The organism is Pseudomonas sp. Pse1 (assembly GCF_024519635.1).
Classification (GTDB): domain Bacteria; phylum Pseudomonadota; class Gammaproteobacteria; order Pseudomonadales; family Pseudomonadaceae; genus Aquipseudomonas.
Genome location: NZ_JALJRO010000009.1, coordinates 103,743 through 125,800 on the forward strand (window position 1 = coordinate 103,743; position 22,058 = coordinate 125,800).

General features: G+C 61.9%; 19 protein-coding genes and 1 riboswitch. Of the genes, 13 read left to right on the top strand and 6 right to left on the bottom strand.

All coding sequences use genetic code 11. The features are described 5' to 3' along the window. Positions 1-135 precede the first annotated feature (135 nt). Positions 136-1,560 carry a bifunctional D-glycero-beta-D-manno-heptose-7-phosphate kinase/D-glycero-beta-D-manno-heptose 1-phosphate adenylyltransferase HldE gene (gene hldE / locus NR126_RS15370; protein WP_027617494.1) on the top strand — a complete coding sequence of 475 codons (1,425 nt, stop codon included), beginning with the start codon at positions 136-138 and terminating at the stop codon, positions 1,558-1,560. Positions 1,561-1,608: 48 nt separating this feature from the next. Here hldE and NR126_RS15375 read toward each other — a convergent pair whose 3' ends face one another. From NR126_RS15375 to NR126_RS15390, 4 genes are all read right to left on the bottom strand, one after another. Further along, a complete protein-coding gene (locus NR126_RS15375) occupies positions 1,609-2,574 on the bottom strand; it encodes a hypothetical protein (protein ID WP_027617495.1) in 966 nt (321 codons plus the stop codon). Between the two features lie 43 nt (positions 2,575-2,617). Continuing rightward, a complete protein-coding gene (locus tag NR126_RS15380; protein ID WP_256830568.1) occupies positions 2,618-3,430 on the bottom strand; it encodes an aldo/keto reductase in 813 nt (270 codons plus the stop codon). Then, a complete protein-coding gene (locus NR126_RS15385) occupies positions 3,427-4,602 on the bottom strand; it encodes an FAD-binding oxidoreductase (protein WP_027617497.1) in 1,176 nt (391 codons plus the stop codon). Before NR126_RS15385 ends, NR126_RS15380 begins: the two co-directional genes overlap by 4 nt. A gap of 90 nt (positions 4,603-4,692) precedes the next feature. Continuing rightward, positions 4,693-5,025, bottom strand: a complete 333-nt coding sequence (locus NR126_RS15390; protein ID WP_027617498.1) for a multidrug efflux SMR transporter — start codon at positions 5,023-5,025, stop codon at positions 4,693-4,695. A 212-nt stretch (positions 5,026-5,237) separates the two neighbouring features. Here NR126_RS15390 and NR126_RS15395 point away from each other — a divergent pair, with 212 nt between their 5' ends. Then, positions 5,238-6,128 carry a LysR family transcriptional regulator gene (locus NR126_RS15395; protein ID WP_027617499.1) on the top strand — a complete coding sequence of 297 codons (891 nt, stop codon included), beginning with the start codon at positions 5,238-5,240 and terminating at the stop codon, positions 6,126-6,128. A 23-nt stretch (positions 6,129-6,151) separates the two neighbouring features. Next, a complete protein-coding gene (gene waaA, locus NR126_RS15400) occupies positions 6,152-7,432 on the top strand; it encodes a lipid IV(A) 3-deoxy-D-manno-octulosonic acid transferase (RefSeq protein ID WP_256830570.1) in 1,281 nt (426 codons plus the stop codon). A gap of 33 nt (positions 7,433-7,465) precedes the next feature. On the opposite strand, the gene NR126_RS15405 is transcribed toward waaA, so the two are convergent. After that, positions 7,466-8,899 (bottom strand): TolC family outer membrane protein, encoded by a 1,434-nt coding sequence (locus NR126_RS15405; protein WP_256830572.1) that lies wholly within the window; start codon positions 8,897-8,899, stop codon positions 7,466-7,468. 205 nt (positions 8,900-9,104) lie between these two features. Beyond that, a riboswitch (TPP riboswitch) is annotated at positions 9,105-9,210 on the top strand. A 142-nt stretch (positions 9,211-9,352) separates the two neighbouring features. Here NR126_RS15405 and thiC point away from each other — a divergent pair. After that, positions 9,353-11,242 (top strand): phosphomethylpyrimidine synthase ThiC, encoded by a 1,890-nt coding sequence (gene thiC / locus NR126_RS15410; protein WP_027617502.1) that lies wholly within the window; start codon positions 9,353-9,355, stop codon positions 11,240-11,242. 149 nt (positions 11,243-11,391) lie between these two features. Further along, the gene (gene cytX, locus NR126_RS15415; RefSeq protein WP_256830573.1) at positions 11,392-12,684 is read left to right on the top strand and encodes a putative hydroxymethylpyrimidine transporter CytX; all 1,293 of its coding nucleotides are present in this window, start codon (positions 11,392-11,394) and stop codon (positions 12,682-12,684) included. Here the strand turns inward: cytX and NR126_RS15420 are convergent. Beyond that, a complete protein-coding gene (locus tag NR126_RS15420) occupies positions 12,653-13,399 on the bottom strand; it encodes an RsiV family protein (RefSeq protein ID WP_027617504.1) in 747 nt (248 codons plus the stop codon). The genes cytX and NR126_RS15420 overlap by 32 nt on opposite strands. Positions 13,400-13,613: 214 nt before the next feature. On the opposite strand from NR126_RS15420, the gene NR126_RS15425 reads away from it, so the two are divergent. From NR126_RS15425 to parC, 8 genes are all read left to right on the top strand, one after another. Further along, a complete protein-coding gene (locus NR126_RS15425) occupies positions 13,614-14,231 on the top strand; it encodes an NUDIX domain-containing protein (RefSeq protein ID WP_027617505.1) in 618 nt (205 codons plus the stop codon). Continuing rightward, a complete protein-coding gene (locus NR126_RS15430; RefSeq protein WP_027617506.1) occupies positions 14,222-14,674 on the top strand; it encodes a DUF1249 domain-containing protein in 453 nt (150 codons plus the stop codon). The genes NR126_RS15425 and NR126_RS15430 overlap by 10 nt, the downstream gene beginning before the upstream one ends. Before the next feature lie 105 nt (positions 14,675-14,779). Further along, the gene (gene cpdA / locus NR126_RS15435; RefSeq protein ID WP_256830574.1) at positions 14,780-15,595 is read left to right on the top strand and encodes a 3',5'-cyclic-AMP phosphodiesterase; all 816 of its coding nucleotides are present in this window, start codon (positions 14,780-14,782) and stop codon (positions 15,593-15,595) included. Positions 15,596-15,685: 90 nt separating this feature from the next. Then, positions 15,686-16,294, top strand: a complete 609-nt coding sequence (locus tag NR126_RS15440) for a YqiA/YcfP family alpha/beta fold hydrolase (protein WP_027617508.1) — start codon at positions 15,686-15,688, stop codon at positions 16,292-16,294. A gap of 43 nt (positions 16,295-16,337) precedes the next feature. Further along, positions 16,338-18,242 (top strand): DNA topoisomerase IV subunit B, encoded by a 1,905-nt coding sequence (gene parE / locus NR126_RS15445; RefSeq protein ID WP_027617509.1) that lies wholly within the window; start codon positions 16,338-16,340, stop codon positions 18,240-18,242. Next, a complete protein-coding gene (locus NR126_RS15450; protein WP_027617510.1) occupies positions 18,242-19,225 on the top strand; it encodes an esterase-like activity of phytase family protein in 984 nt (327 codons plus the stop codon). The genes parE and NR126_RS15450 overlap by 1 nt, the downstream gene beginning before the upstream one ends. Continuing rightward, complete coding sequence (locus NR126_RS15455) at positions 19,222-19,743, top strand: TIGR02281 family clan AA aspartic protease (RefSeq protein WP_027617511.1); 522 nt, start codon at positions 19,222-19,224, stop codon at positions 19,741-19,743. The genes NR126_RS15450 and NR126_RS15455 overlap by 4 nt, the downstream gene beginning before the upstream one ends. Before the next feature lie 10 nt (positions 19,744-19,753). Further along, positions 19,754-22,018, top strand: a complete 2,265-nt coding sequence (gene parC / locus NR126_RS15460; protein WP_027617512.1) for a DNA topoisomerase IV subunit A — start codon at positions 19,754-19,756, stop codon at positions 22,016-22,018. Positions 22,019-22,058 lie beyond the last annotated feature (40 nt).

The window sequence follows — 22,058 nt, forward strand, 5'->3', positions numbered from 1 at the left end:
TCCGTCATCTGGCAGTTTTGCTCAAGAATTAACCAAATCAACAGCGTGTATTAGCGCGGATGAACCCGGCGAACTAGCCGGCGTTCACCCTGTGTTAATATCGCGCCCCTGTTCATTTTGTATGTGGGTTGCACCATGAAGTTGTCCATGCCGCGATTCGATCAGGCCCCTGTCTTGGTGGTCGGCGATGTCATGCTCGACCGTTACTGGCATGGTGGTACCTCACGGATTTCTCCTGAGGCACCCGTGCCGGTGGTCAAGGTCGATCAAATCGAAGACCGCCCGGGCGGTGCCGCCAACGTTGCCTTGAACATTGCAGCGCTCGGTGCGCCAGCCTCGCTGGTCGGTGTGACTGGTGATGACGAGGCCGCCGACAGCCTGGCCAACAGTCTCAAGGGGGCTGGCGTTCGTGCCCTGTTCCAGCGCATCGCGCACCAGCCGACCATCGTCAAGCTGCGGGTCATGAGTCGTCACCAGCAATTGCTGCGTATCGATTTCGAACAGCCCTTCGCCACCGACGCCCTCGCCCTTGCTGCTGAAGTCGACAGCCTGCTCGAAGGCATCAAGGTGCTGGTGCTGTCCGATTACGGCAAGGGTGCACTGAAGAACCATCAGGCGCTGATCGAGGCCGCCCGTGCCAAGGGTATTCCGGTATTGGCGGACCCCAAGGGCAAGGACTTCTCGATCTACCGTGGTGCCAGTCTGATTACCCCGAATCTCAGCGAGTTCGAAGCCATCGTCGGCGGTTGTGTCGATGAGCACGACCTGGTGAGCAAGGGCGCGAAGCTGATGCACGATCTGGAGCTCGGCGCCCTGCTGGTGACCCGTGGCGAGCACGGCATGACCCTGCTGCGCCCGGAGCATCCGCCGCTGCACTTACCGGCACGGGCTCGTGAAGTGTTCGACGTGACCGGTGCCGGCGATACGGTGATTTCGACCCTGGCCGCAGCCATTGCTGCCGGCGAGGAACTGCCGCATGCGGTGGCCCTGGCCAACCTGGCGGCGAGCATTGTGGTGGGCAAGTTGGGTACCGCGTCCATCAGCGCTCCGGAACTGCGTCGTGCGATCCAGCGCGAAGAGGGCTCCGAACGCGGCGTGTTGGGGATTGAGCAGTTGCTGCAGGCGGTCGAGGATGCGCGTGCGCACAACGAATCGATTGTGTTCACCAACGGCTGCTTCGACATCCTCCACGCCGGTCACGTGACCTACCTGGAGCAAGCGCGCGCCCAAGGCGACCGCTTGATCGTCGCGATCAACGATGATGCCTCGGTAAGTCGTTTGAAAGGGCCGGGTCGGCCGATCAATAGCGTCGATCGCCGCATGGCCGTGCTGGCGGGCCTGGGCGCTGTGGATTGGGTGATCAGCTTCCCGGAAGGAACGCCGGAAAACCTGCTGTCCCAGGTCAAGCCGGACGTGTTGGTCAAGGGTGGCGACTACGGGATCGATCAGGTCGTGGGTGCCGACATCGTCAAGGCCTACGGCGGGACGGTGAAGGTGCTGGGACTGGTAGAAAACAGCTCGACCACCGCGATCGTCGAGAAGATCCGCAAGACCGAGTAACGCCATCCATTGCCGCACTGCAGGCTTGCCTGCAGTGCGCTTGAGTCTTCAGCGATTGGCTTTTTTCGGCACCATCTTGCGCAGTATCTGCCGCGCCTTGCCGGTCAATTGGCGCAGTTTCGAATCCTTGCTCGGGGCGACCAGCCCCTGCTGCTTGAGCCAGTCCTTCCAGCGAATCCGTTCATCCCTGACCAGCCAACCCTCCTGTTGGGCGAAGCTTTCCGCCAGATACAGGCCGCGGGTGCTCGCCGGATGCAACTGGTCTTTTTTCAGGGTGTAGAGCTCGGGTAGCGGTTGCCCGTCCTTGAGCGGCATCAGGTACAGGTCCGGGCGCTTGCGGTCGAGACGAGCGACCAGTTGATCACCTTCCAGGCGTTCATCGACGTGGAACAGGCTCAAGGACTTGGCTTCCTTGGGCACGTCGAGGCGCAAATCGTAAATCAACTGCAATGAGGCGGTGGGCAGGTGCACATAGGCCCGTGGCCGCTCGATCAACTGCAGGTTGGCGCAACGCACCGGGCGCGCGGCGCCGGACTCCGGGCTCAGGCGAAACGGCATGGCTTCGCGGTAATGCAGCGCAGAGGCGTAGGGTGCTGGCAGCCAGGTGTCATTGAAGCGCCCGCCGAGCCAGCCCTCCGGGGTTTCCAGCAGGCACTCTTCGGCGATCTCCTGAATGGCGGTGTGCAGCGGCAGGTTCAGTTCGTGGGCCGGAACGTAACCTGAAATCAACTTGAGCACCACGTCACCGCGATCCTGGCGGCGTTGGCGAACCAGTACCCAATAGTCGCGATGTTGCCAGCGCAGGGTCAGGCGCACCGAGACGCCCAGGTTGGCCAGCTCCAGAGCAAAACGCTCGGCATCGGCCACATTCACCGGCCGCCGGCGTTGCAGGGTTTGCGCGAAGTTCAGCGGCATCCCGACGCTTTGATAGCTCAAACCTTCGGGAGTCGCTTCGACGTACAGGGGCAGGGTCTTGAAGTTGCTGGGGTTCTTGCGGATCAGCGTTCGCGGCATGTCGGCTCCTTCTTGCGTCGGGGGCGGCCGCCTCGACGGCGGTTCAACGACTGGCTAGGACTTGAGCAACGGTCGCCACATTGTGGGCGAGGTGCAGCGGATTAATGGTGCCGACAATAGCACTGGCAACCCCGGGTTGGGCGAACAACAACTCGAAACTGGCGCGCACCGGATCGACCCCCGGACTCAGGCATACGTGACCACTGGCCAAGGCCTTTTTCACCAGGATCGCCTTGCCGTGGGCAGCAGCGTAGTCGATCACGGGGCGCTCGGCCTGCTCATTGAGATTGTAAGTGACCATGGCGCAGTCGCCTTGCTCCAGGGCCTTGAGGCCGCCTTCGACGGTCTTCCCGGAAAAACCGAAGCCGCGAATCTTGCCTTCGGCCTTGAGTGCGGCAAGGGTCTGGTAGACCTCGCTGTCGTTGAGAATCGCCAAGTCGTTGCCGTCCGAGTGCACCAGCACCAGGTCGATAAAATCCGTTTCCAGACGTTGCAGGCTGCGCTCGATGGAGAACCGCGTGTGTGCCGCCGTGAAATCGTGGCGGGACAGGCCATCGGCAAATTCCTCGCCGACCTTGCTGACAATCACCCAGTCCTGACGCTGGCCGCGAAGCAGCGGCCCGAGGCGTTCTTCGCTGCGCCCATAGGCCGGTGCGGTGTCGATCAGGTTGATGCCCAGGTCCCGGGTCAGCTTGAGCAGCATGCGCGCGTCATCATCGTCGGGAATCTGAAAGCCGTTGGGGTACTTGACCCCTTGGTCGCGGCCGAGCTTGACCGTGCCCAGGCCCAGGGGCGAAACCCGCAGGCCGGTGCTGCCCAGCGGGCGATGCAGATCGTGCAGGGTTGCCTGGCTCATGGCAGCAGTTGCTCCCAGGCCGGTACGGCCAACGGCGGTTTTGGCAGGGCCGGCAGGGCGCTCGCAGGGCCGGGCTGGATACCGTCGCGTTGCAGTGCGGCGATCACCCGGTCGGCGAAGTCGGGGGCCAGCGCCAGCTTGGTCGGCCAGCCCACCAGCAGGCGGTCTTGCTCGGCGAGGAAGGCGTTGTCGGGACGGATCAGGCCCGATTGCTGGGGTTCTGCACGGTCAACTCGCAAGGTGGCCCACTGGGCCTGGCTGAGATCAATCCATGGCAGCAACTGCGCCAGTTCTTTTTGCGCGGTGGCAATCTGCTCGGCTGGCTCGCGAGCCACACCTTCGGCTTCAGCGATGTCGCCGCCGACATACCAAACCCAGTCCCCGTTGGCCGCTGGATGTGTAGTGACAGTTATCCGTGGTTTCGGGCCGCCACCCAGGCAGTGGGCGTACAACGGCTTGAGGCTTGGCCCTTTGACCAGGACCATGTGCAGCGGACGCAACTGCATCGCCGGCTGGCTCAAGCCCAACGCGGCGAGCAGTTCGGCAGTGCCGGCACCGGCACTGAGGACGATGCGTTGTGCGCGGATTTCTCGCTCGTCGACCCGCAGGCCCACCAGGTTACCGTTTTCCATCAAGGGCTGGATCTGCTGCGCGGCCAGCAGGCCGTCTCCGGCCAGTTGCGCCAGACGCTCGATCAGACTGGGTATGTCGACCACCAACTCGGCCAGGCGATAGACCTTGCCCTTGAAGCGTTTGTCTTGCAGGGCGGGTGGCAATTGCTCGCCCTTGACCTGATCGACGCGTCCGCGCACCGCCTTACTGGCAAAGAAGCTGGTGAGGTTGCCGGCCAGGGTGCCGGGTGACCACAAGTAATGGGCGTCGGAGAGCAGGCGCACACCGGACAGGTCCAGTTCGCCATCGCCCGCCAGTGCTTCACGCCAGCGCCGCGGCATGTCGGCAATCGCCTCCGAGGCGCCCGTCAGCGCGCCATGCAATGCGTACTTGGCGCCACCATGGATGATGCCCTGGGATTTGACACTCTGCCCGCCACCGAGGCTGGCACTTTCCACCAGTACCGTCGAAAAACCCTGGCGACGCAGGCGTGCATTGAGCCAGAGCCCGGCAACTCCGGCGCCGACAATCAGGACGTCGGTGGAAATATCGGTGGGCATGGGGCGACCTCAGTGTTCAAGACTAGGGGCGCAGTATACAGGCTCAATGTGCAGTGCAAGCGCTGAGCGCACATCCTCTCGGGCGTTGGATTAATGCCCTGCGGTTTTCGAGAACAACTGAATCACCACCACGCCAAGCACAATCAGCGCCATGCCGAGCATCGCCGGTACGTCGAGTTTCTGCCCATAGATGAACAGCGCCGCGACGCTGACCATGACAATCCCCATGCCGGCCCACACTGCATAGGCCACACCCACCGGCACGCTGCGTACCACCAGGGTCAGCATCCAGAAGGCAATGCCGTAGCCGCAGATCACCAGCAGCAACGGCAGGGGGGTGCTGAAACCCTTGACGGCTTTCATCGAGACAGTGGCGATCACTTCGGCACAGATGGCGATGGCCAGGTAGTAGTAAGCGCTCATTGATCAATCCTCGTATGAAATAGTGGCGGGCTCCCCCTTTCTGAAGGAGCAAGCTTGCTCGCGAAAACTTAAGGACACCGCGTTCATTCAAGATATTCGCGTCATCGTTAACGTTCTTCGCGAGCAACCTCGCTCCTGCATAGGGCGGCATTTTAGAGATTCAACAGATGCGGTAAAGTCATTACCTATCTGAATCAAAGATAGGTTGAGCCATGAGCATCCAATGGAATCTCGAACAGATGCAGCTGTTCGTCAGCGTCGCCGAACAGCGTTCCTTTTCCGCCGTCGCGCGCGACCAGCGCAAGGCGCAATCGGCGATCAGCACCGCGATTGCGCTGTTGGAGGAAGACTTGGGCGTCTGCCTGTTCGAGCGTAGCAGCGGTCGCCAGCCGCGACTGACCGAAGCCGGCAGTGCGTTGCTGGAGGAGGCGCGGGAAGTGTTGCGTCAGTGCGAGCGCCTCAATGGTCGTGCGCAGGCGTTGATGCGAGGGCAAGAGGCGCGTATTCGTCTGGCTCAGGACGAGGCGATGCCCTATCAGCCGGTGATTGAAAGTCTCGAAGCGCTCGCCGAGCAATTCCCCAGCCTGGAGGTGCAGTTGGCCAGCGCTGCGCAGGGCGATGTGGCGCGCAAATTGGTGCAGCGCCAGGCTGACCTTGGCCTGCTGTTCTACCACGAGCAGATCCCCGAGGCGCTTGAGCGCCGAGTGCTGGGCAGTATCGAGATGGTTACCGTGTGCGGGGTGGGACATCCGTTGGCGCTGACGGGCCAGGTCAACTGCCAGCAGATGGCCCAGCATCGGCAGTTGCTGATGGCCACTCATTCCAGCGTGTATCCGGGCAGCGAGCAGGCCAGCCCGCAGGTCTGGCGTGCCGACAGTTTCTACGTGCTGGCGGAATGGCTGATGCGCGGCCTGGGTTGGGGCTGGCTGCCGCGACACGTGGTGCAATATCCGGCCTATCACGGGCAGATCGTCGAGCTGGTCAGTGAATGGACGCCGCCGGCATTGGTAGTGGAGCTGGTCTGGCGCCGTGATGAAACCCTGGGCCCGGCGGCGCGCTGGCTGGCCGAGCGGTTTGCCGTGCAGTTGCGGGCGATCGGCTGAAAAAGCCGATAAACTCCGCCTCCATGAATAGAACCCTGTACACCGCACTGTTTTACCTGGGGCTGCCGCTGGTAGCGATTCGGTTGTGGCTGCGTTCGCGCAAGGCACCGGCTTACGCCAAGCGGATTGGCGAGCGATTCTCCATCGGTTTGCCGGCCCTGCAGCCGGGCGGGATCTGGGTGCATGCGGTGTCGGTTGGCGAGAGCATCGCCGCCGCACCGATGATTCGTGCGCTGTTGCTGCGTTATCCACAACTGCCGATCACCATCACCTGCATGACCCCGACCGGCTCCGAGCGGATCCACGCGCTGTTCGCCAACGAGCCGCGGATCCAGCATTGCTACCTGCCCTACGACTTGCCCTGCGCGGCGGCAAGGTTTCTCGACCGGGTCCGGCCAAAGCTGGCAGTGATCATGGAAACCGAGTTGTGGCCCAATCACATTCACCAGTGTGCCAAGCGCGGGATTCCGGTGGCGCTGGCGAATGCCCGGTTGTCCGAACGCTCGGCCAGAGGCTACGGACGCTTTCGCAAACTGACCCAGCCGATGCTCGCCGAGATGAGCCTGTTCGCCGTGCAGACCGCAGCCGAAGCCGAGCGTTTTCGCGCTTTGGGTGCCCGTCCGGAGACCGTCGAGGTGACGGGTTCGATCAAGTTTGATCTGAACATCGATCCACAGTTACTGACCCGTGCCACGGCCCTGCGTAAGCAATGGCAAGCCCAACAGCGGCCGGTGTGGATTGCCGCCAGTACTCATGAAGGCGAGGATGAGGTGGTGCTGGCAGCCCATCGACAACTGCTTGCCAGCCACCCGGACGCGCTGCTGATCCTGGTGCCGCGCCATCCGGAGCGCTTCAATTCGGTGTTTTCCCTCTGCCAGCAGCAAGGCTTCGCCACGGTACGCCGCTCAACCGGCGACGCCGTCGGTGCCGGCACCTCGGTATTGCTCGGCGACACCATGGGCGAGCTGCTGTTTCTCTATGCCCTGGCGGACAGTGCGTTTGTCGGCGGCAGCTTGGTACCGAACGGCGGGCACAACCTGCTGGAGCCGGCGGCGCTGGGCAAACCGGTGCTCAGCGGTCCGCACTTGTTCAACTTCCTCGAGATCGCCGCGTTGATGCGCAATGCCAGCGCCCTGCAGGAAGTGGATGACGCCCATGGCCTGGCTGTGGCCGTGCAGCGATTGTTCGAGTTGCCCCGTGATGCGCAGCAAATGGCCGAGGCCGGATTGCGCGTGATGCGCGCCAATCAGGGCGCGCTGCAGCGTTTGCTGGACGGATTGGGGCGGTTGATCGACAGAGCGTGAATGTGGCGAGGGAGCCCTCGCCACTGACCGTTTTCAAGGGCGGGCTTTGAGCTGCTCGGCCGCTGCCTTCGCCAGGTCTGGCGGCAGGAAGTCCTTGTCCGGGTTGTAGTTGGGATTGAGCCAGCGTGCCAGGTCCTGCAGATCCCCCGGGTTCAAGGTGCCGGCTTGTTGCTTGAGCTTCAGGTTGTCGATGATGTAGTCGTAGCGGGTGTTGTTGTAGTCGCGTACCGACGTGTACAGCGAGCGCTGGGCATCCAGCACGTCGACGATGTTGCGAGTACCCACCTGGTAACCGATTTCGGTCGCCTCCAGCGCACTCTGGTTGGAAATGATCGACTGCTTGCGCGCCTGGACCTGTTCGACGTCGGTGTTCACCGCGCGGTGCAGGTCGCGGGTGTTTTCGACGATCTGCCGGCGCAGGGATTCGCGTTGCTGCTCGGTCTGGTCCAGTTGGGCGTAGGACTGGCGGACTTGCGAGTTGATCAGGCCGCCGCTGTAGATCGGAATATTCAACTGCAGGCCGATGGTCGTCTGCTGGACGTCGCCGCCATAGGGTTGACCCGTGGCGTTCGGATTGCTGAAGCCCAGCGCATCGTTGTCGCCTTTCTCATAGCGGGCGATGGCGTCAACGGTCGGAGCGTGGCCGGCCTTGCGCTGCTTGAGTGTTTGTTCGGCGGCGCTGACCGCGTAGTTGCTGGCCAGCAGATTGAGGTTCTGCCGAGCCGCAGTTTCAACCCAGGCCTTGGCGTCATTCGGTGCCGGCGGCAGGATCGGCAGGTTGTGGCTGATGCCCTGGACCGAGTTGTAGCGCCGGTTGGTCAGGGTCACCAGGGCTTCGAAGGCATCGTCGACCTGACGCTGAGCGACGATCCGATTGGCCCGCGCCGTGTCATAGCTGGCTTGCGATTGCAGCACGTCGGTCTTGTCCGACAGGCCGACGTCAAAGCGTTCGTTGGACTGGTCGAGCTGGCGCTTGAAGGCCGCTTCTTCGGCTTTGGTCGACGCCAGGTTGTCCTGGGTGCGCAGCACATTGAAGTAGCTGTTGGCGGTTTGCAGGATCAGGTTCTGCTCGGTCGCCGAGAGTTGCAGGGCGGCCTGTTCGTTGACTTCCTTGGCAGCCTGGAACTGGAACCAGCGATCTGCGCGGAACAGTGGCTGTGCCAGAGTCGCCTGGTAAGAGTGGGCATTACGGTTGAAGGTGGCCGACGGTTGATCGAGCGACGTGCGCACGTTGTTCACATCGGCACCGCCCGAGAGATTGGGCAGCAGGCCGGCGCGGGCCTGGGGCACTACTTCTTTCTGCGCGCCATACTGGGCGACGGCGGCGGCCAGGTCGGCGTTGTTATCCACGGCTTCCTGATACACGCTGACCAGATCCGTCTTGGTCGATGCGGGCGCTTCTGCTGCCCAGGCCATTCCATTGGACGCACAAGACACGGCGAGGGCCAGTGAGAGTTTGCGCAGCATAAGCGTTCCCTAAATTTGATATTACACGGGTAATTTGACGGCCAAGGCTAAGGCGCCGCGAATGCAGCGTCAATGCGTGACGTGGCGTAGCGAGTGTAGTTGTGCAATAGGGCACCAACAATCCTTCTACTGCGCGCAAATACGCCATTCATCACGCTGTTTGATCCGGTGTTGGCGTTCTCTTGCAGTTGTGTCTAGACTGGCCGGGTTCTTGTCGGGGTGCCTTGCTATGAGGCTGAGATCGAATAATTTCGGATCCCGTTGAACCTGATCAGGTTAGCGCCTGCGTAGGGAACAAGATTTCTCGTCACCCGGCGAGTCCTCTTGTGCTTCGTCCGGGATTTTGTTCGACAATCGAACACCGACGACGCACAGCACCAGTCCTGGTGCGTCCGTGCCTTTCAGGTTCTGCTCCGACAATCCACTGCCTGGATGCTGTCTGGAGAGCCCGTGATGACCATAAAAGCTAAAAACGCGATCAATCTGAGTGAATCGGCCAAGGTCGATGAACAGTCGGTTCAACCCTTTACCCGTTCACAAAAAGTCTATGTGCAGGGCTCTCGCCCGGACATCCGCGTGCCGATGCGGGAAATCACTCTGGACGTGACCCCGACCGATTTCGGCGGCGAGATCAACGCGCCAGTGACTGTCTATGACACCTCGGGCCCGTACACCGACCCCAACGTGGTGATCGATGTGCGCAAAGGCCTGGGCGATGTGCGTTCGGCGTGGATCGACGATCGCGGCGACACCGAGCGCCTCAGCGGCCTGAGCTCGAACTTCGGCCAGGAGCGTCTGGCCGACGCCGAGCTGACCAAGCTGCGTTTTGCCCACGTCAACAACCCGCGCCGCGCCAAGGCCGGGGCCAACGTCAGCCAGATGCACTACGCGCGCAAAGGCATCATCACTGCCGAGATGGAATACGTCGCCATCCGCGAAAACATGAAGCTGCAAGAGGCCCGCGCCGCCGGCCTGTTGAAGCAGCAACACGCCGGCCACAGTTTCGGCGCGAGCATCCCGAAGGAAATCACCCCTGAGTTCGTCCGCGAGGAAATCGCCCGTGGTCGCGCGATCATCCCGGCCAACATCAACCACACCGAACTGGAACCGATGATCATCGGCCGTAACTTCCTGGTGAAGATCAACGGCAACATCGGCAACAGCGCCCTGGGTTCGTCCATTGAAGAAGAAGTGGCGAAACTGACCTGGGGCATTCGTTGGGGTTCGGACACGGTGATGGACCTGTCCACCGGCAAGCACATTCACGAAACCCGCGAGTGGATCATCCGCAACTCGCCGGTGCCAATCGGCACCGTGCCGATCTACCAGGCTTTGGAGAAAGTCGGCGGTGTCGCCGAAGACCTGACCTGGGAGCTGTTCCGCGACACGCTGATCGAGCAGGCCGAGCAGGGCGTCGACTACTTCACCATCCACGCCGGCGTGCTGCTGCGCTACGTGCCGATGACCGCCAAGCGCGTGACCGGCATCGTTTCCCGTGGCGGCTCGATCATGGCCAAGTGGTGCCTGGCGCACCACCAGGAGAACTTCCTCTACACCCACTTCGAGGAAATCTGCGAAATCATGAAGGCCTACGACGTCAGCTTCTCGCTGGGCGATGGCCTGCGTCCGGGCTCGATTGCCGACGCCAACGATGAAGCGCAGTTCGGCGAGCTGGAAACCCTCGGCGAGCTGACCAAGATCGCCTGGAAACACGACGTGCAGTGCATGATCGAAGGCCCGGGCCATGTGCCGATGCAGTTGATCAAGGAGAACATGGACAAGCAGCTGGAGTGCTGCGACGAGGCGCCGTTCTACACCCTCGGCCCATTGACCACCGACATCGCCCCCGGCTACGACCACATCACTTCGGGCATCGGTGCTGCGATGATTGGCTGGTTCGGTTGCGCCATGCTCTGCTACGTGACGCCAAAGGAACACTTGGGCCTGCCGAACAAGGATGACGTGAAGACCGGGATCATCACCTACAAGATCGCCGCCCACGCCGCCGACCTGGCCAAGGGGCATCCTGGTGCACAGATCCGCGACAACGCCTTGAGCAAGGCGCGGTTCGAGTTCCGCTGGGAGGACCAGTTCAACCTCGGCCTGGATCCGGACACCGCGCGTTCATATCACGATGAGACGCTGCCGAAGGATTCGGCCAAGGTCGCGCACTTCTGCTCCATGTGCGGCCCGAAATTCTGCTCGATGAAAATCACCCAGGAAGTCCGCGAGTACGCGGCTAACCAGCGGATCGAAGCGGTCGATGTGGACGTCGCCCAAGGCATGGCCGAACAGGCCGAGCGCTTCAAGCAGGAAGGCAGTCAGCTGTACAAGAAGGTTTGATCTGACAAGTCGGCGGTGTTCGCACCGCCCTCTTCGCGAGCAGGCTCGCTCCCACACTGGATCTGTGGCACTTACAAAATCCCTGTAGGAGCTGGCCTGCCAGCCATAGCGGTCAACACAACAACAAATGTCCCTCTGAGATAACACCCTTGAGCATTCAACCCAGCACCTACTCCCCCGAAATCGCGGTCCCGTTGGACAAACGTGTGTTCGGCGGTCGCGACCTGTTTTCCCTGTGGTTCTCCCTCGGTATCGGCCTGATGGTTTTGCAGACCGGGGCCTTGTTGGCGCCTGGTCTGGGCTTGTCGGGTTCGTTGCTGGCGATTTTTCTCGGCACGCTGGTCGGCGTATTGCTGCTGGCCTGCGTCGGCGTGATTGGCAGTGACACCGGCTTGTCGTCGATGGCCGCGCTGAAACTCACCCTCGGCGCACGGGGCGCCAGCTTGCCAGCGTTGCTCAACCTGCTGCAGTTGGTGGGTTGGGGATCATTCGAAATCATCGTTATGCGCGATGCCGCCAGCCTGCTGGGTGCGCGAGCTTTTGACGAGGCCAGCCTGATGGCCAATCCATTGGTCTGGACCCTGTTCTTCGGTGCCCTGGCGACGCTGCTGGCCGTTAGCGGTCCGTTGACCTTCGTCCGGCAGATCCTGCGCAAGTGGGGCATCTGGCTGCTGCTGGCCGCGTGTATCTGGCTGACCTGGAATCTGTTTGCCAAGGCCGATCTGGCCGCTTTGTGGGTGCAGGCGGGCGATGGTTCGCTGCCGTTCGCCGTCGGTTTCGACATTGCGATCGCCATGCCGTTGTCCTGGCTGCCGCTGATCGCCGACTACTCGCGTTTCGGCAAGCGTGCGAAAAATGTGTTTGGCGGCACTGCGCTGGGCTTCTTCATCGGTAATTTCTGGCTGATGAGCCTGGGCGTAGCCTACACCCTGGCGTTTGCCCCGAGCGGCGAGGTCAATGCCTTGCTGTTGGCGCTGGCCGGTGCGGGCTTGGGCATCCCGTTGCTGCTGATCCTGCTCGACGAGTCGGAAAACGCCTTCGCCGATATCCACTCGGCGGCGGTGTCCAGTGCGACCCTGTCGCGCTTGAAAGTCGAGCATCTGGCGCTGGCCATCGGCGTGATCTGCACCCTGATTGCCTTGCTCGCACCCTTGGCGCAGTACCAGAACTTCCTGCTGCTGATTGGTTCGGTGTTCGCGCCGTTGTTCGGCGTGGTGCTGGTGGATCACTTCATTCTGCGCAAGCGCAGTGCCGTGGCGGGCTCAGCCGCGTTGCGCGGTTCGGCGCTGATCGCCTGGCTGGGTGGGGTGGTGACCTATCATGTGCTGGCCAATCTCTATCCCGAGTTGGGCGCAACCCTGCCGGCGCTGATTCTGGCAGGGCTGCTGCAACTGGTGCTGGGCCGGATCGTTACTTTTGGGCGGGAAACAGCTCAGGCTTGAGGATACCGCCCAGGCGCGAGTAAGGGATCTTCAACTCGACGTGGCCCAGCGCGTAAGGCGCAATGGTGGTCACGTCGTACTTGAGCATCACCCCGGCCGTGGTCAGTGCCACGTTAGGGGTCTGCTTGAAGGGCCAGGCCTTGAGGAACTCCGGCTCCTGATCGAGCCGGGTGCTGATCAGCCAACTGTTGTGCGCCACCTGGGCGGCTTTCCAGAACGCCGTTTCTTCACCCGGTTTCAGCATGTCGGCCAGGGTCAGCACTTTGTGCTCCTGGCGCGAATAGTTGATGAAACCGCGGCCCGGCACGCCATGGGCAGTGCCGTTATCGAAGTAGCTCGACAATTCAATGATCACCAGTCCGTCATGCTGCTCGCGTACCTTGGCTTGCAGGTAGCTGCTGGTGCGTGGGCCGGCAGTGCGCAGGAACTCATCGCGATAGGCCGCGAGCGACGCGGGCAGCGGCGCGTCGGGTGAGGTGCGAGTCATTTGCAGCAGGCGTTTTTCGATGATGCCATCGAGTTGCGGCTCACCGGGGAAGCGCACGGTGTCGATGTTCACCAATGGACAATCGGCGGCGGTGCAGCCCGGCTTGATGGTTTCGGCGGTGTCGCGCAGGGTTTCCAGCGGCGCCTTGAAGCTGGGTTGAAACAGGCTTTGGCAGGCGCCCAGCGTCAGGGCGATACAGGCCACGGAGGCGATTTTCAAAAGTGACATGGGCGTCCTTCAAGGATCGAGGGGAGGCAAAAGTTACCGGCTTCGACTACCGGCGGGGCAGTCAGTTCGCCACTAAGCTAATTAGAGTGGTTTACAGCCCTGCCGTCTATCCCACTGGTGGCAAAGGGGCTGCATCCAACACCGCGAGCGCGTTAGGATGGCGCGATGTCGAGGTCGGAGCCTCGTACCGGTTTTGCAGCAGACGAGGATAACCATGACTGATTTCGCCAACGCCATCCCGACTCAAGTAGAGGTTGTGCGCACGGAAAACTGCCACAAGGGTTTCTACCAGCTCGATCGCGTGCACTTGCGCCACGAGCTGTTTGCCGGGGGCATGAGCCGGGAAATCAATCGTGAATTGTTTGTGCGCCATGATGCGGTCTGTGTCCTGCCCTACGATCCGGTGCGCGATACCGTGGTGTTGATCGAGCAGTTCCGGGTCGGCGCCTATGGCAAGGTTGAGAATCCGTGGCTGATCGAATTGGTCGCTGGTCTGATCGACAAGCAGGAACAGCCGGAAGAAGTTGCTCGCCGGGAAGCGCAGGAGGAAGCTGGACTGGAAATCACGGCATTGTGGCCGATGCTCAATTATTTCCCGTCGCCGGGCGGTAGCACCGAATACGTGCACCTGTACCTGGGACGTTGCGATAGCACGGGGGCTGGCGGCCTGCATGGGTTGCTGGAGGAAGCGGAAGATATTCGCGTGACGGTCTGGGATTATGAAGATGCCCTGCAGGCCGTACGTGACGGACGGATTTCCAACGCGGCGAGCATTATTGCCATGCAATGGCTGGCTTTGAACCGCGCTGAAGTGAGGGGGCTATGGTCGTAAACAAACAACGCGACCGCTATCGGGTCGATCTTGCGGGGCTGCAAAGCGCCTGCGAAGCCAACTATGCCCGGCTGCTGCGGCTGCTGCCGGACATGCGCGACACGCCAGCCGCCCGGCGCATCGCCATGACCCAGGGCGATCAGATGCTTGGCGTCCTGACCCTGGAAGTGCTGCTGACCTGTCCCTACACCACCACCTTGCGCGTACGCCAGGAGCACAGCTTGCCCTGGCTGCCGGTGCCGCAACTGGAAGTGCAGGTCTACCATGACGCGCGCATGGCCGAAGTCATCAGTGCCGAGCATGCGCGGCGCTTTCGTGGCATCTACCCTTATCCCAATGCGTTCATGCACCAGCCTGACGAAAAGTCCCAGCTCAACGTGTTCCTCGGTGAATGGCTGAGCCATTGCCTGGCCTGCGGGCATGAATATGAAGTGGTGCGTTAAGCGCCAGATGTGAACTGAGTCCGTTTCCACACTTTGCTCTTTTTCCCTGCCCCAGCATAATTGCGCCATTCATCCGCCCGCGTGATCACGCCCTGGGAGAACGCCTTGCCGAGCGTAGCCACTCTTTCCGTCAACGACCCAGTCATGCTGGTGCAACTGTCCGACAGCCATCTGTTCGCGGACACGCACGGGACCTTGTTGGGCATGAATACCCGCGACAGCCTGCAAAAGGTCATCGACCTGGTGCTGGCCCAGCAACCGCAGATCGATCTGCTGGTTGCCAGCGGCGACCTGTCTCAGGACGGCAGCCTTGAGTCCTATCAGCAGTTTCGGCAGTTAAGCGCGCAATTGGCGGCGCCGGCGCGCTGGATCCCGGGCAATCACGATGAGCCGATGGTGATGGAGCAGGCGGCGACCCAGAGTTCGCTGCTCGAACCGGTGGTGGATATCGGCAACTGGCGCATCACCTTGCTCGACTCGGCCGTACCGGGTTCAGTGCCCGGCTTTCTGGCGGATGAGCAACTGCAATTGCTCGCCTGCGCCTTGAGCGAGGCGCCGCAGCGTCATCATCTGGTGTGCTTCCATCACCATCCGGTGTCCATCGGCTGCCCGTGGATGGAGCCGATCGGCTTGCGTAACCCTGAGGCGCTGTTTGCCGTGCTGGATCGTTTTCCACAGGTGCGTGCCGTGTTGTGGGGGCATGTCCACCAGGAAATCGACCGGATGCGTAATGACGTGCGCCTGCTCGCATCGCCTTCGACCTGCATTCAGTTCGCGCCGGGCAGCGAGGACTTCAAGGTCGACACTCTGGCGCCGGGCTATCGCTGGCTGCGTCTGCTACCGGACGGACAACTGGAAACCGGTGTGGAGCGGGTCAGCGGCTTTGTTTTCGAAGTCGATTACGGTTCCAGCGGCTACTGATTTCGAAATGGACCGTTTTGTGTCAGGGCAAGTCAAGCGCCCGGACTCCCTGTAAACTGCCGCTCTTTGTCTCAGGTGCAGGGAGCTTGCATGTCCGGTTCGATCCTCTATATCCACGGTTTCAACAGCGCGCCTTCGTCGAAGAAGGCCTGCCAGCTGGTCGGCGTGATGGAGCGTCTGGGCCTGGGCGAGCAACTGCGGGTGCCGGCCTTGCACCACCACCCACGCGAGGCCATCGGTCAGTTGCAGCAGGCGATTGCCGAGCTGGGACGGCCGCTGCTGGTCGGCAGCTCACTCGGCGGCTACTATGCCACTCACTTGGCCGAACAGCATGGCCTCAAGGCGTTGCTGATCAACCCGGCGGTCGCTCCGCACCGGATGTTCGACGGGTATCTGGGGACGCAGCAGAACCTGTATACCGAAGAGACATGGGAATTGACCCTCGACCACGTTGCGGCCCTTGCCGAACTGGAAGTGCCGGCGCCCCAGGATTCACAGCGTTATCAAGTGTGGCTGCAGACCGGCGACGAAACGCTGGACTATCGCCTCGCCCAACAGTATTACCGAGCCTGTGCCTTGCGCATTCAGGCGGGCGGCGACCATAGTTTCCAAGGGTTCGCCGAGCGCATGCCGGCGTTATTGAGTTTTGCCGGCATTGGCGCAGATGTTTACCAGGCAATCGATTTCACCGCAGTGTGAACACCTGGCTCCTATTTTCATGAATGACTGACGACGAGACCCCATGGCCACTCCCAGCGCTAGCTCTTATAACGCAGACGCCATCGAAGTCCTCTCGGGCCTCGACCCGGTGCGCAAGCGCCCTGGCATGTACACCGACACCAGTCGGCCGAACCACCTCGCCCAGGAAGTCATCGACAACAGTGTCGACGAAGCCCTGGCTGGCCACGCCAAATCGGTTCAGGTCATCCTCCACGCCGATCACTCGCTGGAAGTTTGCGATGACGGTCGCGGCATGCCGGTGGATATCCACCCGGAAGAGGGCGTCAGCGGCGTCGAGCTGATCCTCACCAAGCTTCACGCCGGCGGCAAGTTTTCCAACAAGAACTACCAGTTCTCCGGCGGTTTGCACGGGGTGGGTATTTCGGTGGTCAATGCCCTGTCGACCGAAGTGCGGGTGCGGGTCAAGCGTGACGGCAATGAATACCAGATGACCTTTGCCGACGGTTTCAAGAAAACCGAGCTGGAAGTCGTCGGGACTGTCGGTAAGCGCAACACCGGCACCAGCGTGTTCTTTGCCCCGGACCCGAAATACTTCGATTCGCCGAAATTCTCCATCAGCCGCCTCAAACACGTGCTCAAGGCCAAGGCCGTGCTGTGCCCGGGGCTGCTGGTCAGCTTTGAAGACAAGGCCAGCGGCGAGAAAGTCGAGTGGCATTACGAAGACGGCCTGCGCTCCTATCTGGTAGACGCCGTCAGCGAATTCGAACGCCTGCCCGACGAGCCGTTCTGCGGCAGCCTGGCGGGTAATAAAGAAGCGGTCGACTGGGCGCTGTTGTGGCTGCCCGAAGGTGGCGACAGTGTCCAGGAAAGCTACGTCAACCTGATCCCGACGGCGCAGGGCGGCACCCACGTCAACGGCCTGCGCCAGGGCTTGCTCGATGCCATGCGCGAGTTCTGCGAGTTCCGCAGCCTGTTGCCGCGCGGCGTCAAGCTGGCACCGGAAGACGTCTGGGAGCGAATTGCCTTCGTTCTGTCGATGAAGATGCAGGAGCCGCAGTTCTCCGGCCAGACCAAAGAGCGCCTGTCGTCCCGTGAAGCGGCGGCGTTCGTGTCCGGGGTGGTCAAGGATGCGTTCAGCCTGTGGCTTAATGCGAACCCGGAAACCGGGATGCTGCTGGCCGAGCTGGCGATCAACAACGCCGGGCGTCGCCTCAAGGCGAGCAAGAAGGTCGAGCGCAAGCGCATCACTCAAGGGCCGGCGCTGCCGGGCAAACTCGCTGACTGCGCCGGGCAGGACCCGATGCGTTCCGAGCTGTTCCTGGTCGAAGGTGATTCCGCCGGTGGTTCGGCCAAGCAGGCGCGAGACAAGGAATTCCAGGCGATCCTGCCGTTGCGCGGCAAGATCCTCAACACCTGGGAAGTCGATGGCAGTGAAGTCCTGGCCAGCCAGGAAGTGCACAACATTGCCGTGGCCATCGGCGTCGATCCGGGTGCCACGGACATCAGCCAGCTGCGCTACGGCAAGATCTGCATCCTTGCCGACGCCGACTCCGACGGCCTGCACATCGCTACCTTGCTGTGTGCCTTGTTCGTCCAGCATTTCCGTACCCTGGTGGATGCCGGTCACGTCTACGTGGCCATGCCACCGCTGTATCGCATCGATTTGGGCAAGGAGATTTTCTACGCCCTCGACGAAGCCGAGCGCGATGGCATCCTCGACCGCCTGGTGGCCGAGAAAAAACGCGGCAAGCCACAGGTCACCCGATTCAAGGGCCTGGGTGAAATGAACCCGCCGCAGTTGCGTGAAACCACCATGGATCCGAACACCCGGCGCCTGGTCCAACTGACCCTCGATGATTTCGAGGCGACGGCGGAAATCATGGACATGCTGCTGGCGAAGAAACGCGCGGGTGATCGCAAGTCCTGGCTGGAATCCAAAGGCAATCTGGCCGAGGTTCTGGCCTGATGCGGAGCGGTTTCGCCCTCGCAATGCTGTTGTTTGCCGGAACTGCCATCGCGCAGCCGGCAGAGCCATTGCGCCTGCTGTCCGAACATGCCGTAGAAGGCATGCGCGGAGGCAACCTGTCTGGGTTGGCGCAGTGCGGTGACGACCTGTTGACGATATCCGACCGTGACGATGACCGGCTGTATCGGCTCGATACTCGCGACAGCACTTGGCGGGCCGAGGCGATCCATATCGACGTGCCGCCAGTGCCTGACAGTGGCTTGCCCTGGGGCTTGACGTCGCGGACCTGGGCTGCGTCGGTGGTGCGAGGCGGGGAGCTGGATTACGAAGGCATCAGCTGCGACCAGGCCGGTAACCGTTTTGTCGTCAGTGAGGCGCACGCGGCTGTGCTGCAGGTGTCGCCGACAGGGTCCGCGCAGTGGCTGAAAATCTCGCCGAGCCTGGTTCGCGAAGCGCGCGCCAGTGGCATGTTGCTGCACTTCAATGCGCTGTTCGAAGGCTTGGCGGTCAACCCTGAAGGCAATCGACTGTGGCTCGCGGCCGAGCGCGAGGGGCGTGGCTTGCTGCGCATCAAGCGCCAGCAAAGCGCTTGGGATTGTGACGGTGGTTGCGTGTTGCTCAGCGAGGGCGGCACGCAGATGCAGCCGGCACAGTTCCCCGGCGCTAGAGCGGTTTCCCGGGACTTTGCCGACCTGGCATGGTTTGCCGGCAAACTCTTTACGCTCGAGCGCAGTGCCTACGAGATCTGCCGTCGCGATGCCGAGAGTGCCAAGGTCGAGCGTTGCTGGTCATTCGCCGCTGAGGCCTTGCAGGCGTCGCGGCGTTATCCACAGCCTTACGGTCTCGCCGAAGCCCTGGTGATCGACGCCGAAGGTGCCTGGGTCGGTATCGATAACAACAACGGTGCGCGTGCCGATGGCGAAGTCAGGCCGGTGGTCTGGCGTTTCGCCGCGCCGCTGGCAGGCTGGAGTGACAAATCGTGAGTCAGCCGGTGCCGGGCAAGCGCGCCGGGCGCATCCTATTGGTGCTTGCCTGGTGTGCTGGGCTGTTCCTGGCCACGCGTTTTTTCGGCGAGTGGGAACAGCGTCGAGAAAACCCCAATACCCAAGTCAGCTCGCAGCAGGTCGACGGCTACATCGAGGTCAAACTGGTGGGCAATGGTCAGGGGCATTTTGTGGCCGATGGTCAGATCAATGGCCAGCCAGTGAACTTCATGCTCGATACCGGGGCCACCGATGTGTCGATCCCGGCGGGCCTGGCCGAGCGGCTGAGTCTGGAGAAGGGTGCGCCCGTCACCCTGAGTACCGCGAACGGACGCAGCCAGGGCTATCGCACCCGGCTGGAACAATTGAAACTGGGCGACATTGTCTTGCACGACGTGCGCGCCCTGGTGGCGCCAGGCTTGAGCGGCAACCAAGTGCTGCTGGGCATGAGCGCCCTGAAACAACTCGAATTTACCCAGCGCGGCGGCACCTTGCTGCTGCGCCAGTCAACAAATTGATGAGGCCCGCATGAGCGATATCCTTGCAGACAGCTTAGATGGCGTAGAACGCCGGTCGCTGGCTGACTTCACCGAAAACGCCTACCTCAACTACTCCATGTACGTGATCATGGACCGTGCCTTGCCGCACATCGGCGACGGTCTGAAGCCCGTGCAACGGCGTATCGTCTACGCGATGAGCGAGTTGGGGCTGGACGCCGACTCCAAGCACAAGAAATCCGCGCGTACCGTCGGTGACGTGCTCGGCAAATTCCACCCCCACGGTGACTCGGCCTGCTACGAAGCCATGGTGCTGATGGCGCAGCCGTTCAGCTACCGCTACACGCTGGTGGACGGGCAGGGTAACTGGGGTGCGCCGGATGACCCGAAATCCTTCGCGGCGATGCGTTACACCGAGGCGCGCCTGTCGCGCTATTCCGAAGTGCTGCTCAGCGAGTTGGGCCAGGGCACGGCGGACTGGGGGCCGAACTTCGACGGTACACTCGACGAACCGCTGGTATTGCCCGCGCGTTTGCCGAACATCCTGCTCAACGGCACCACCGGTATCGCCGTCGGCATGGCCACCGATGTGCCGCCGCACAACCTGCGTGAAGTCGCTACCGCCTGCGTGCGTCTGCTCGATGAGCCCAAGGCGACGGTCGAGCAACTCTGTGAGCACATTCAGGGCCCGGACTACCCCACCGAAGCGGAAATCATCACACCGCGCGCTGACCTGCTGAAAATCTACGAAACCGGTCGTGGTTCGGTGCGAATGCGTGCCGTGTACAACGTCGAGGACGGCGACATCATCGTCACCGCGCTGCCCCACCAGGTTTCCGGCGCCAAGGTGCTGGAGCAAATCGCCGCGATGATGCAGGCCAAGCCGTCCAAGGCGCCGCAAATCGCTGACCTGCGTGATGAGTCCGACCATGAGAACCCGTGCCGGATCGTGATTATTCCGGTCAACAGCCGGGTCGACCATGAAGCCCTGATGCAGCACCTGTTCGCCAGCACCGAGCTGGAATCCACCTACCGGGTCAACATCAACATCATCGGCCTCGACGGCAAGCCGCAACTGAAGAACCTGCGGGCGCTGCTGGTGGAATGGCTGGAATTCCGGGTGCGCACGGTGCGTCGCCGCTTGCAGTTCCGCCTGGACAAGGTCGAGCGCCGTCTGCACCTGTTGGACGGCTTGCTGATTGCCTACCTCAACCTCGACGAAGTGATCCATATCATTCGCACCGAGGAGCATCCGAAGGCCAAGCTGATCGAGCGCTTCGCCCTGAGCGAAATCCAGGCGGATTACATCCTCGACACCCGCTTGCGTCAGTTGGCCCGTCTCGAAGAAATGAAGCTGCGCGACGAGCAGGACGAACTACTCAAGGAGCAGGCCAAGCTGCAAGCCCTGCTCAGCAGCGAATCCAAACTCAAGAAGCTGGTGCGCAGCGAATTGATCAAGGACGCTGAAACCTATGGCGACGACCGTCGGTCACCGATTGTCGAACGTGCGGAAGCCAAGGCACTGACCGAGCACGATCTGCTGCCTAACGAGAAAGTCACGGTAGTGCTGTCGGAAAAAGGCTGGGTGCGCTCGGCCAAGGGCCATGACATCGACGCTACCGGTCTTTCCTACAAGGCGGGTGATGGGTTCAAGGCACTGGCGGCGGGGCGTTCCAACCAATTCGCGGTGTTCATCGACTCCACCGGGCGCAGCTATTCGGTTGCGGCGCATACCTTGCCGTCTGCGCGGGGCCAGGGCGAACCCTTGACCGGTCGTCTGACGCCGCCACCGGGTGCGACCTTCGAATGCGTGCTGATGCCTGAAGATGAAGGGCTGTACGTCATCGCTTCCGACGCGGGCTACGGCTTCGTGGTCAAGGGCGAGGACCTGCAGGCCAAGAACAAGGCGGGCAAGGCGTTGTTGAGCCTGCCAAACAACGCCAAGGTGATCCTGCCGCGTCCGGTTGCCGATAGGGATGAGAACTGGTTGGCCTCGGTCACCACCGAAGGGCGCCTGCTGATCTTCAAAATCAGCGACCTGCCGCAGCTGGGCAAGGGCAAGGGCAACAAAATCATCGGCATCCCCGGCGAACGTGTGGCCAACCGCGAGGAATACGTCACCGATATCGCTGTGCTGCCAGACGGTGCGACCTTGGTACTGCAAGCCGGCAAACGCACCCTGTCGCTCAAGGCCGATGACCTGGAGCACTACAAAGGTGAGCGTGGGCGACGGGGCAATAAGCTGCCGCGTGGCTTCCAGCGTGTGGATGCACTATTGGTAGAAACTCTCAATTAAGCCGTCTAGAGCCCTCGATCTACGATTTAACCCGTAGATC